The sequence below is a fragment of the Enterobacter sp. WP_7_1 genome, from assembly GCF_003688535.1.
In the GTDB taxonomy this organism is placed as follows: Bacteria; Pseudomonadota; Gammaproteobacteria; order Enterobacterales; family Enterobacteriaceae; genus Enterobacter; species Enterobacter asburiae.
The window spans coordinates 431354-443731 of the sequence record NZ_REFK01000002.1 but is presented as its reverse complement, the minus strand read 5'-3'; the positions used below and the strand labels follow the sequence as shown (position 1 = coordinate 443731).

Genomic DNA, 12378 nt, shown 5'->3' with positions numbered 1-12378 from the left:
TGATGCCCTCTCCCACAGGGAGAGGGAGATGGAGGCGTCAGGCAATCGTGACTTTGCTGTCCAGATAGACGTCCTGAACCGCATTGATCAGCTTCACGCCGTCGGCCATCGATTTCTTAAACGCCTTACGGCCAAGGATCAGCCCCATGCCGCCCGCGCGTTTGTTAATAACCGCCGTACGCACCGCGTCTGACAGGTCGGTATCACCGCCCGCCGCGCCGCCGGAGTTGATCAGACCCGCGCGACCCATGTAGCAGTTCGCCAGCTGGTAGCGCACCAGATCGATCGGGTTATCGCTGGTCAGCTTGCTGTAAACGCGATCGTCGGTGTAGCCAAAGTTCACCGCTTTATAGCCGCCGTTATTCTCGGCCATTTTCTGCTTCACGATATCCGCGCCGATGGTCGCCGCCAGGTGGTTCGCCTGCCCGGTCAGGTCGGCGGATACATGGTAATCCACGCCGTCTTTCTTGAACGCGTTGTTGCGCAGATACGCCCACAGCACGGTGACCATGCCCAGCTCGTGCGCGCGCTCAAACGCCGCGGAGATCTCTTCAATCTGACGGCGAGACTGTTCGGAGCCGAAATAGATCGTCGCCCCTACCGCCACCGCGCCCATGTTGAACGCCTGCTCGACGCTGGCGTAAAGGGTCTGGTCATATTCGGTTGGGTAGCTAAGGGTTTCGTTGTGGTTCAGCTTCACGAGGAATGGAATGCGGTGGGCATAGCGACGCGCAACCGAGGCCAGCACGCCGTAGGTCGACGCCACGCAGTTACAGCCCGCTTCAATCGCCAGCTCAACAATGTTCTTCGGATCGAAGTAGAGCGGGTTCGCCGCAAAAGAGGCGCCCGCAGAGTGCTCAACGCCCTGGTCCACCGGCAGAATAGAGAGATACCCGGTGCCGCCGAGCCGCCCGGTGTTGTAGAGCGTCTGCATATTTCGCAGGACCGCAGGCGGACGGTTGTTATCGATCATCACGCGGTCAACGTAGTCGTGACCAGGCAGATACAGCTGGTCGGCTGGAATGGTCATACAACGATGCTGTAAAAGGCTGTCGGCGTCTTTGCCAAGCAACTGCGCAATATCAGTCATGTGATACTCCCGTAAGTCCGACATCGTGTCGGTGTGTGTTTATCCAGTCCCATCTTTTATGGGCAGACTAAGCCTGGTACCGACTTAACAGATTTTCCACTCTTTGCTTTTTTTTTCAGCACAATCTGCTGGCTCGATTCGTGTACAACAAAACTGTTACATTGATCAAACAATCGCCACAAAGGTATTTAAAAGGTATTATTGAGTGGTATGTTAAAGGCGTACCCTCTCTGACATGCAGGATTAAAAAATGAAAACGAAAGTCCAACTGTCATTCATGATGTTTGTTGAATGGTTTATCTGGGGCGCGTGGTTTGTGCCGCTGTGGCTGTGGCTGAGCAAAAGCGGTTTTACCGCCGGGGAAATCGGCTGGTCTTACGCCTGTACCGCCATTGCCGCGATCCTCTCGCCGATTCTGGTCGGCTCGCTGACGGACCGCTTCTTCGCCGCGCAGAAAGTGCTGTCAGTGCTGATGTTCGCCGGAGCCATTCTGATGTACTTCGCCGCACAGCAAACCCAGTTCAGCACCTTCTTCCCGCTGCTGCTGGTTTACTCCCTGACCTATATGCCAACCATCGCGCTGACCAACAGTATCGCCTTTGCCAACGTGGACGACGTCGAGGCCGATTTCCCGCGCATCCGCGTGATGGGCACCATCGGCTGGATCGCCTCCGGGCTGGCGTGCGGGTTCCTGCCGCAGATGCTGGGCTACAGCGATATTTCCGATACCAATATCCCGCTGCTGATGACGGCAGCCAGCTCCGCCCTGCTCGGCGTCTTTGCCCTGTTCCTGCCGAACACCCCGCCGAAAAGTACCGGCAAGCTGGACTTCAAAGTGATGCTCGGGCTGGACGCGCTGATCCTGCTGCGCGACAGAAACTTCCTGGTGTTCTTCTTCTGCTCGTTCCTGTTCGCCATGCCGCTGGCCTTCTATTACATCTTCGCCAACGGCTATCTCACCGAAGTGGGGATGAAAAACGCCACCGGCTGGATGACGCTCGGCCAGTTCTCCGAAATCTTCTTTATGCTCGCCCTGCCGTTCTTTACCAAACGCTTTGGTATTAAGAAGGTCTTACTGCTGGGTCTGATCACCGCGGCCATCCGCTACGGGTTCTTCGTTTACGGCGGAGCGGAACAGTACTTCACCTACGCCCTGCTGTTCCTCGGCATTCTGCTGCACGGCGTGAGCTACGACTTCTATTACGTCACCGCGTACATTTACGTGGACAAAAAAGCGCCGGTGCACATGCGCACCGCCGCGCAGGGCCTGATTACGCTGTGCTGTCAGGGCTTTGGTAGCCTGCTGGGCTACCGCCTGGGCGGCGTGATGATGGAAAAAATGTTCGCATACAAAGAGCCGGTGAATGGGCTGACCTTCAACTGGGCCGGAATGTGGACGTTTGGTGCAATCATGATTGCCGTGATTGCCGTGCTGTTTATGCTGTTTTTCCGCGAATCGGATAAAGAGATCGCCGCAATTGAGGTGGTTGATAGCGATGCCGCGCTGACACAAGGGGAAGTTAAATGAAACAAGAACGTGTTCTCGGTGCTCTTTACGGGCAGGCGTTAGGGGATGCGATGGGCATGCCGTCGGAGCTGTGGCCGAGAAAGCGCGTCAAGGCGCACTTCGGCTGGATCGACCGCTTTTTACCCGGCCCGGCAGAGAATAATGCGGCCTGCTATTTCAAACAGGCAGAGTTCACCGACGATACCTCAATGGCGCTGTGCCTGGCGGACGCGATTATCGAGTGTGAGGGAGACATTAACGCGGACGTTATCGGCAAGCATATTCTGCGCTGGGCGCTCGATTTCGACGCGTTTAATAAGAACGTGCTCGGCCCGACCTCCAAAATCGCGCTTAACGCGATTCGCGACGGCAAGCCGGTTAGCGAACTGGACAACAACGGCGTGACCAACGGGGCGGCGATGCGCGCCTCCCCGCTGGGCTGCCTGCTTCCGGCCACGCGTCTGGAACACTTTGTTGAGCAGGTGGCGCTGGCCTCCAGCCCGACCCATAAATCCGATCTCGCCATTGCCGGCGCGGTGGTGATTGCCTGGGCGGTTTCGCGCGCCGTCGACGGCGAAAGCTGGCAGAACATCGTCGATGCCCTGCCGGGTATCGCCCGCTATGCGCAGGAGGCGAAAACCACCACCTTCAGCGCGTCGCTGGCGGCACGTATTGAGCTGGCGCTGAAGACCGTGCGGGAAGCCAACGGGGTTGAATCCGCCAGCGAGCAGGTGTACCAGCTCGTGGGGGCCGGAACCAGCACCATCGAGTCCGTTCCGGCGGCCATTGCGATGGTCGAACTGGCGGGAACCGACCCAAACCGCTGCGCCATTTTATGCGCCAACCTGGGCGGCGATACCGACACCATTGGCGCAATGGCGACGGCCATCTGCGGCGCGCTCCACGGCGTGCAGGCGATTGACCCGGCGCTCAAAACCGAACTCGACGCCGTCAACCGGCTCGATTTCGGCCACTATTGCGAGAAACTGCTGCACTACCGGGAGCAAAGGGAGGGCGTATGAATTCATTTGCCCAACGTCTCGACACCCTGCACGCCACGCGACCAGTGACGGTGCTGGGCGCGGCGGTGATTGACGTTATCGCCGACGCCTACGCCCTGCCCTGGCGCGGGTGCGATATCGAGCTCAAACAGCAGGGCGTGAATATTGGCGGCTGCGCGCTAAACATTGCCATCGCCCTGAAACGGCTCGGCATTGCGTCGCAAAACGCCCTGCCCGTCGGTCACGGCGTCTGGGCGGATATTATTCGCAACGCCATGGCGAAGCAGGATCTGCACAGCGCCATTGCGGCCGAAACCGGCGATAACGGCTGGTGCCTGGCGCTGGTGGAGCCAGACGGCGAGCGCACCTTCATGTCCTTTAGCGGCGTGGAGAACCAGTGGCAGCAGCGCTGGCTTGATGTGCTCAACATCCCGTCGAACAGCCTGGTCTATTTATCCGGCTATCAGCTGGCCTCACCGTGCGGCGAGCTGCTGACACGCTGGCTGGAGGGGTTGCAGGACGTGACGGCCTTTATCGATTTCGGCCCCCGCATCGCGGATATTCCCGACGCGCTGATGGCGCGGATTATGGCTCGCAGGCCGATCGTGTCGCTCAATCGTCAGGAAGCGGATATCGCAGCCGAACGGCTGGGTGTAGCGGCTGAAAACCTGGGTGTGGAGTGGCAGCATCGCTTCGGCGCCGCGCTGATTGTGCGCCATGATAAAGACGGCGCCGCGTGGTATGACGGTAATACCTCAGGCGTTGTTCCGGCGTTTCCGGCGACGGTTGTGGATACCATTGGCGCTGGCGACAGCCACGCGGGCGGCACGCTTGCCGGGCTGGCGGCGGGATGGTCACTGGCAGACGCCGTTCTGCTGGGGAATGCCGTGGCGTCCTGGGTAGTCAGCCACCGCGGCGGGGACTGCGCCCCAACTCGCGACGAATTATTCCTCGCACACAAAAACGTATAGATCGCTGCGGCAGTAGCTGATGCTGTACTCAATCGGCCGGTGCTGTTGGTCAAGCGCAACCTGCTTGATCACCAGCACCGGTATTTTTTCGTCCATCTTAATGTGCGCCTGAAACTCGCTGTCCGGCATGCGGGCGCTTACCCGTGAACGGGTGCGCTGCGGGAAAATATTCTGACTGCGGAAGTAATCGTACAGCGAAATGCCAATCGCATCGGGATCGGGAATGAGGCCAACCGGCACCCAGGACTCTTCAATCGACACCGCATCGTCATCCACATAGCGAATGCGCTTGAGCAAAAAGACCTCGCTGTCCGGAGGTATAGACAGGTGGTTTGCGACCTCTTCCGGGCACTTCACCACCCGCTTGTTGACCCACAGCGTATTGGGCTTTTGGCCGCGCAGCACTACCTGCTGGGAAAAACCGCGCGCCTCTTTCAGCGAATATTCAAAGATATTGTTGATTTGCGTGCCATAGCCACGGGAGCGGGTGACAACGCCCTCTTCCTCCAGCGCCTGCATCGCCTTTCGCACGGTGATGCGCGACACCCCGGTTAACTGGCTCAGATCGCGCTCGCCGGGCAAAATATTCCCGTGCTCTAACATGCCGCTTCGCACCGCATTTTTTACCGTTTCGGCAAATTTCAGGTACAGCGGCGTGTTGTCAGGCGCGGCGATCCGTTCATTCAGTTGAGCGATTAACCGGGTATGCGCTTGTTCCATCTCTGTTTTCTCAGGCGTGGTGTTTCCTGCCAGTATACTGGGTTACCACCACGCATGAAAATGATGAACCGGCCCAATACCGTGACCCACTTCCAGAGTATCGGCTTTTGCCAGCGCCGCCGAGAGCCAGATTTTCGCTTCGCGCACCGTATCGGCCCAGCCGTCATGCCGCGGGCGCAGCGCCGCCAGCGCGGCGGAGAGCGTACAACCCGTGCCGTGGGTGTTTTTGGTCTGCACGCGCGGAGCGGTAAAACGTACTTCGCCATCGCGGGTAAAGAGCCAGTCCGGGCTTTCAGCGTCGTCAAGATGACCGCCCTTCATCAGCACCGCCCCGCAGCCCATCGCCAGCAGCGCGTTCCCCTGCGCTTTCATCTCGCGTTCAGTTTGCGCGTGCGATGTGCCCAGCAGCGCGGCGGCTTCCGGAAGATTAGGCGTGATAAGCGCCACCTGCGGCAGTAGCTTTGTACGCAGCGTCTCCACGGCGGAGGCGGAGAGCAGCGGATCGCCGCTTTTAGCCAGCATGACGGTATCCAGCACCACGTTTTGCACCTGATAGCGCTTAAGCCGCTCGGCCACCGCTTCCACAATGTCCGTCTCGGCCAGCATGCCGATCTTGGTGGTATCGATGCGCACATCGCTGAATACCGAATCCAGCTGCGCGGCAACAAAATCCGGTTCGATACGGTAGACCGACTGAACGCCGCGCGTGTTTTGCGCCACCAGCGCGGTAATGACCGAGCAGCCGTACGCGCCAAGGGCCGAGAAGGTTTTGAGGTCAGCCTGGATACCCGCGCCGCCGCTGGGATCGGTGCCGGCAATGGTCAGGGCGTTAATCCGCTTCATGCCTGCTCCTCCAGCGTATAGAGCGTATCCAGAAACGCGCTGGCAAAACTGCCTGGCCCACGCGACTGCGCAACGGCCACCGTTCCGGCTCGCTTCATCCATCCGCAGGCGGCAGCGACGTTATCCATCCGGTCGCCCGGCAGCGAACAGCTCGCCGCCACAACGGCAGAAAGCGCGCACCCTGTGCCCACCACGCGCGTCATCAACGGATCGCCGCCCGTTACCGTGCGGGTGCGTTGCCCGTCAGTGATGTAATCCACCTCACCGGTGACGACCACAACGGCATTCGTCTGGCGAGCCAGCGCCCGTGCAGCAGGCACCGCGCTGGCTGCGGTATCGGTCGTATCAACGCCGCGCCCGCCCGCGCTCATTCCGGCAAGGGCCAGAATTTCGGAGGCATTACCGCGAATGGCGGCCGGTTTCAGGGCGAGAATTTGATGGCAAAAGCGGGTGCGGAACGTCAGGGCGCCCGCAGCAACCGGGTCCAGCGTCCAGGGCTTGTCTGCAGCCACCGCGCTTTCTATTGCCCGACGCATCGCCTGGGCACGCGGCGAGGTCAGCGTGCCAACGTTAATCAGGAGCGCATCGGCGATGGCGGCGAACTGTTCAGCCTCTTCGGCCTCAATCACCATCGCGGGTGATGCGCCAAGCGCCAGCAAAACGTTGGCCGTAAAGGTCTGTACGACATCGTTGGTCATACAGTGGGTCAGCGGAGAACGGGTTCGGAAGTGGTGTAAAACGTGTAAATCGAGCAGGTCAGGCTGCATGGGTTCGCTCCTGCCTTGCGTGAAGAAGCGATGACCGGGAAGGCATCTGACTTCCCTACGCTGGCATTATCCAGATCAGGTAATACGGGTATTTCTCAGCCTTCACAAAGAAGGGCACCCCGAGTCATTGGGTAAGAATTAACTTACATTTTGCAAGATTAGGGTAAGTTGCCTGCTGAAGCAAGCGTGCACTTTTGGGTTTCGATTCTTCGTCCAGGACTACAGGTTCTGCGTTATGATACCTGGAATGAGGAGAACAAGTCTGATAATTGCAAAGACATTACTCTTATCTATTTAATATAACGCCATCCGTTATAACATATTCATTACCTCCTAAAAACACGACCCGATTCATCACTGAGATAATTATCCACACAAACAAAAATTTTTTAGTTTGTGATCCATTGACTTTCACTTTCATTAATTACGATCGCTTGTTTCGCTTGAAACAATAAGCACTTGGTTAAAACATCCATCTTTATTAAACATTGATCCTTCAATCAATAGCTTACCAGCAAAACAAGCATCAACCATGCGCATCATAAGTTAATGTAAACATTGAAATAATCCCCACACAACCACATACAGCGACTTTAATCATTCATGTCGTTTATGATTTAGATCAATATTAATCATTACACAATATTAGATAGTTATTGCGCGTTACAAAATAATCGATTAAACCAAAATCGCAGTAACCAACCATGATTTCATTAACGCATAACAAGAAGTTATGACATCCCGCCAGGATTGCGCCTTTATTTTTTAATTTTTGTGTGATGAGAGCTTTAAAATGAATGTTACTAAAACGACTGTTTTTGCGCTTAGCGTTATTTTCACTGGTTCAACGAATATAGCTAACGCAGCTGATGTAAACGTAAATCTTACAGATAATATCTACAATACAGGTACTTTTATTCAGATTCAGGGTACAAATAATACCGCTTATAATCTGGATAATATGAAAGCTGAAAACGTCACGCAAGACGGGCAGATCTATAACTTGCAAGGTGATCGCGACCGTATGCAAGACGAGATTAACGTAAGTAAAGGCAATATCGACACTAACACCGCTGATATTTCCTCTCTTCAAACTACGGTTTCTAAGGTCGATCAGGACGCTAAGTTAGCTGGTGCCCTTGCTGATACCGCTAATAAAAAAGGTGATGCGGCGTTACAGGGCGTACTGACTAACGGAACTGCAATTACTAATATTGAAACTGTTAACGCTGTGCAAGATAGCCGCCTTGCAACTGTTGAAGCGACTAACGGTATACAAGATGGCCGCCTGTTAGCTCTTGAGAATGCACCAAAACCAACTAATGGCGTAGATGGAAAAGATGGTGCGAAAGGTGATAAAGGCGATACCGGCGCGACAGGTGCACAGGGCGTTGCCGGAATTAACGGACGTGACGGAGCGAATGGTAAAGACGGTCAAGACGGCAAAGATGGAAAAAATGGCATGACGACCACCGTGACACGAACGCAGGTAGACACGGCAACACAGGCTAAAGTCGCTACTAATAGCCAGGCTCTTATGGCCGAGGCTCAGGAGCTGCAGGCAACCAAACAGACATTACAGGCACTGAATAACAACACTAACCAGCAATTTAAATCGCTGCATGAGGAAGTCGATAATAATAAGAAGGAAGCAAACGCAGGTATCAGCGGCGCGATGGCGATGGCCGGTTTACCTCAGGTGCAAACGAATCAGCGCGTAATGTTCTCGGCTGGCGGGGCGACTTACAACGGTGAAAGCGCTTTAGCGGTTGGGGCCTCTGTTAACTTTAACGAACATATGGTTGCTAAAGTGAGCTTCTCTGATGATAGCGCGAATAACATGGGTGCTTCAGTCGGCGTAGGGATTGGTTTTTAATAAAAAAGCAGCATGAGAAAATACATTGTTATCTCCGTAATATTGTACCTAATGCTTATTATCGTTGGCGCATGGTTAGGTAGTATGTATCAGGCTTATTATATTTGCGTCAATTAAATATCCTTCTATCGTACATATTTTGTCTAAGGTATTTTTGAAATGAAAAAGTCACTACTGGCGGTATTAATAGCTGGTGCTGCCATCCTTCTTTCTGCGTGTATTTCATCTGCTCAGCGCATGGCCGATTGCGAGCTTCAGGGTATTAGCAAAGATACCTGCTACCTCGCTGAGCAAAATCGCCAGAATGTTTACAATGAATCTGCACAAAATGCAGCATGGGCGAACGCGCGTGATGCCGCTGCGGGTACGGGAATCTGGGCTAAGAAAGATGCGAAACAACATGCTCAGGCAGCTAAATCAACGCACGCCTTTAAATGGGAAGGAATGAAGATTACGATTAAAGGTGAGATACTGGATGTTGATGGCGTATTAGGCGCGCTGGATGAAAACGAGCCTCAGGCAAAGGTTTATTCACAAGGGTTATACACCTTCATTTACTATCCCGCTAAAGGCAAATTAGCGGTGAGTAAAGAAGGAAGATTTGAAGGCTACGCCACTAAGATTAAGTAATAGTAAAGGCGACACCCGTCGCCTTTACTATTTGCGGACCTTAGTGGATTTTTCTGACGTAACCCATTTACTCTAACTGCCACGCCCCGGCATCAATGAGCGACGCACTACCCGTCCAGGCAAACAACGCCAGCTCGCGAGCCCCCGCTTCAGGATAAATGCGGCTGCTAAGGCACGCGTCACCGTCATTGACAAACACCTCTACGGAAGAACTGTCAAAGAACAGACGCAGGTTTAGCGTGTCGTTCAGGTTAAGCGCGACGCTTCGGGTACCGCACAAGCCATACTGCGGATAGTGACGCTCCAGCACCAGGCGCTGCATCTGCGCATCAACATAGACGCGTAGCCCGTCTCCAAGGCAAATACCGTACTGCTCCGCGCTGCTGTTGACGCAATCCCACTGCAGAATGACTTCCAGCGCGTCGCAGCTTTCCACCTGAACGATTTGCTGGTTATTAAGCGTACTTATCGGCCAGGGGAACCACGCCCCGCGCAGGCTTTCGACTTCTCTGGCTGGCCGCATTTGCAGGCGGTTATCCTCACTAAGCGTCAGCTCGCGCGGTAAGGAGAGCATACCCGCCCAGCCATCCTGCTGTTCCGGCAGGGGCGATTCCCACATGTCCAGCCAGCCGATAACGATGCGGCGGCCATCAGGCGTGAGGAAACTTTGTGGCGCATAGAAATCATGTCCGCGATCCATCTCCACAAATTCCCCTTCACGCACAAAAGGTTGGCCGGGCTGCCACTCGCCCAGCAGGTATCCGCTCTGGAAAAGATTACGATTTTTGAATCCGTCCGCCGCCAGCCCCTGAGGCGAAAACATCAGCACGCGTTTACCATTGAGGGTGAAAAAGTCGGGGCATTCCCACATATAGCCCATCTCTTTTTCAGCCACCGCAAGCACGCCCATATCCAGCCACTCGCGCAGATCTGCAGAACGGTACAGGCGCACCTGGCCCGTCTCGCCGTCGCGCGCGCCGACAACCATGTACCAATCCTCCCCTTCACGCCACACTTTCGGATCGCGGAAGTGATGCAGGCCTGGCGGCGTGTCAACGATCGTTCCCTGCCGGGTAAAATGAACGCCATCACGGCTGGTCGCCAGGCACTGCACCTGGTAAAGATTAGCCTCATCATCAGGATCGCCGTGGAATTTATGTCCGGTGTAAATCAGCGCCAGCGTATCGCCATCCACTACTGCCGATCCGGAAAAACAGCCATCTTTGTCCTCTGGCCCTTCCGGCGCCAGCGCAACCGGGAGATGCTCCCAGCGAACTAAATCCTTGCTCCGCGCATGGCCCCAGTGCATCGGCCCCCACTGGGTCGAATATGGATGATGCTGATAAAACGCGTGATACCAGCCGTCAAACCATACCAGGCCATTCGGGTCGTTCATCCAGCCGGCACGCGCGGCGAGGTGGTAACGCGGATACCATCGCAGGTTAAGACTGCCTTGTCTGGCCTGCAGTTCCTGTTCAGCTTTGGCAATGGAATACGTCATGTGTCTACTCTTTTCAGTCAGATAGCGGAAGGTTGCGGCATTAACGGGTCAGAAGAGGACTTACCCGAGCGCAACAGGAAGATGGAGATGAGCGTGGTGCTGAAAACTAACAGCCCCATAATGAGATAGGACTGGGCAAAGCCGTATTTCTCATAGCTGTAACCGGCCAGCGGCGACAGAACCGAGGCGATCACCGAGCTTGTACAGGCAAAGCCCACCAGATAGAGGGTGGAAGAGAGCCGCTTGTCAAAATGCAGGCTGTTGTATTTAAAGATTGAGACCAGCAAAACGGGCAGTTCAACCGCGTGCAATAGCTTGGTAATGGAGATCAATACCGGCCCCTCAACCAGGCCCGATGCCACCATTCGCATCGCCATCACCATTCCCGCGAAAATCAGACCATTCTTCGCTCCCAGGCGATTCACTAGCCACGGGGCGCAAAACATACCCGCCGCCTCCAGGAAAACCTGGAATGAGTTGAGATAGCCGTACATGGCGTTCCCTTCCTGTAACGTCGGGAACTGGGAGGAGAAATAGACCGGGAACTGCTGGTCATAAACGCCATAAATACAGGTGCCGATAACGAAAAATACCAGCGCCCAGAAGCGCGGCAGCGTCAGCAGGCGCAAGGCATCATCCAGAGTGACCTTACCGCCGGACACCGCTTCCTGCATGGCGTGCGGGGCGGAAGAGACCCTGAGACGCGCCAGCAAAACAAAAAACACCAGCCCTGCGCAGCTCGCGACAGCGAAGTTCAGCTTTGGATTAATGTTAAACAGGAGCCCAGCAAAAAAGGTTGCCGCCGCCCAGCCAAGCGATCCCCACATCCTCGCCTTGCCGAATTCAAACTGGCTCTGGCGGGCCACACGCTCGGTATAGGACTCCAGTACCCCTATCCCGCCGTTAAACGTCAGGCCGATGAAAATCCCGCCGAAAATGCTGCCAAGTAACACGTTAATCTGCAGCAGATAGCCAAACAGCAAAAAAGCCGGACCAGAAAGAACGAGCAGGCTGGTCAGAAACCAGAGCAGGTTTTTACGCAGGCCAAGTTTGTCCTGAATAAATCCATAGCAGATTTGAGCAAAAAGCGCGGAGACGGAAAGCACGGCATAGATAACGCCAGTATCCCCCGCTTTTAAGCCCACTTCCTGATGAAGCCAGATGGAGAGTAACGAGCCGGAAGATGACCAGGTGACAAAAAAGAAAAACAGTAATGCGCTCAGTAAAGGGTAGCTTTGAGAGCGATGCGTTTTCATCATGACATTCTCGTGTTGGAGTAATGACGCAATGGTAACGTTAACATTGTTTCTTTCTCACGCAGTTTGGCTAAGATTTAAGATGTTAATCACGAAAGTTAACGTTAACATTGAGAGAATGAGATCGCGATCAAATATTCATCACGGAGCTCAGCTTGACCTAATCAGGGCATCAGCCTTCCTTTTACATCAGCGACTTAGTTGTATACCCTCTCA

At 54.9% G+C, this 12378-nt stretch carries 11 protein-coding genes and 1 riboswitch; of the genes, 5 read left to right on the top strand and 6 right to left on the bottom strand.

The window, feature by feature from the left end:
* Positions 1-37: 37 nt before the first annotated feature.
* Entirely contained in the window at positions 38-1090 is a 1053-nt protein-coding gene (fbaB, locus tag BJ885_RS11410; RefSeq protein ID WP_121931966.1) for a class I fructose-bisphosphate aldolase, read from the bottom strand.
* Positions 1091-1340: 250 nt separating this feature from the next.
* Here fbaB and BJ885_RS11405 point away from each other — a divergent pair, with 250 nt between their 5' ends.
* From BJ885_RS11405 to BJ885_RS11395, 3 genes are read left to right on the top strand one after another with little or no spacing between them, the layout of a single operon-like run.
* Positions 1341-2618 carry a nucleoside permease gene (locus tag BJ885_RS11405; protein ID WP_047652484.1) on the top strand — a complete coding sequence of 426 codons (1278 nt, stop codon included), beginning with the start codon at positions 1341-1343 and terminating at the stop codon, positions 2616-2618.
* Entirely contained in the window at positions 2615-3619 is a 1005-nt protein-coding gene (locus tag BJ885_RS11400; RefSeq protein WP_121931965.1) for an ADP-ribosylglycohydrolase family protein, read from the top strand. Before BJ885_RS11405 ends, BJ885_RS11400 begins: the two co-directional genes overlap by 4 nt.
* Positions 3616-4569 (top strand): PfkB family carbohydrate kinase, encoded by a 954-nt coding sequence (locus BJ885_RS11395; protein ID WP_121931964.1) that lies wholly within the window; start codon positions 3616-3618, stop codon positions 4567-4569. Before BJ885_RS11400 ends, BJ885_RS11395 begins: the two co-directional genes overlap by 4 nt.
* On the opposite strand, the gene BJ885_RS11390 is transcribed toward BJ885_RS11395, so the two are convergent.
* The 3 genes from BJ885_RS11390 to thiM are packed head-to-tail and all read right to left on the bottom strand — an operon-like array spanning position 4543 to position 6899.
* Positions 4543-5289: a GntR family transcriptional regulator gene (locus BJ885_RS11390; RefSeq protein ID WP_121931963.1), complete on the bottom strand. Its 747-nt coding sequence runs from the start codon at positions 5287-5289 to the stop codon at positions 4543-4545. The genes BJ885_RS11395 and BJ885_RS11390 overlap by 27 nt on opposite strands.
* Positions 5290-5331: 42 nt before the next feature.
* On the bottom strand, positions 5332-6132 hold the full coding sequence (gene thiD, locus BJ885_RS11385; RefSeq protein ID WP_047060503.1) for a bifunctional hydroxymethylpyrimidine kinase/phosphomethylpyrimidine kinase: 801 nt from the start codon (positions 6130-6132) through the stop codon (positions 5332-5334).
* Complete coding sequence (gene thiM / locus BJ885_RS11380; RefSeq protein WP_121931962.1) at positions 6129-6899, bottom strand: hydroxyethylthiazole kinase; 771 nt, start codon at positions 6897-6899, stop codon at positions 6129-6131. Before thiM ends, thiD begins: the two co-directional genes overlap by 4 nt.
* Positions 6900-6934: 35 nt before the next feature.
* Positions 6935-7031: riboswitch (TPP riboswitch) on the bottom strand.
* Positions 7032-7692: 661 nt separating this feature from the next.
* On the opposite strand from thiM, the gene BJ885_RS23480 reads away from it, so the two are divergent.
* Together BJ885_RS23480 and BJ885_RS11370 are read left to right on the top strand one after the other, a co-directional pair.
* Positions 7693-8775 (top strand): YadA C-terminal domain-containing protein, encoded by a 1083-nt coding sequence (locus BJ885_RS23480; RefSeq protein ID WP_259467217.1) that lies wholly within the window; start codon positions 7693-7695, stop codon positions 8773-8775.
* A gap of 159 nt (positions 8776-8934) precedes the next feature.
* Positions 8935-9405 (top strand): hypothetical protein, encoded by a 471-nt coding sequence (locus tag BJ885_RS11370; protein WP_121931961.1) that lies wholly within the window; start codon positions 8935-8937, stop codon positions 9403-9405.
* 67 nt (positions 9406-9472) lie between these two features.
* Here BJ885_RS11370 and BJ885_RS11365 read toward each other — a convergent pair whose 3' ends face one another.
* Both BJ885_RS11365 and BJ885_RS11360 read right to left on the bottom strand, forming a co-directional pair.
* Positions 9473-10906 carry a glycoside hydrolase family 32 protein gene (locus BJ885_RS11365; RefSeq protein ID WP_121931960.1) on the bottom strand — a complete coding sequence of 478 codons (1434 nt, stop codon included), beginning with the start codon at positions 10904-10906 and terminating at the stop codon, positions 9473-9475.
* A gap of 17 nt (positions 10907-10923) precedes the next feature.
* A complete protein-coding gene (locus tag BJ885_RS11360; protein WP_121931959.1) occupies positions 10924-12165 on the bottom strand; it encodes an MFS transporter in 1242 nt (413 codons plus the stop codon).
* Positions 12166-12378: the final 213 nt, after the last annotated feature.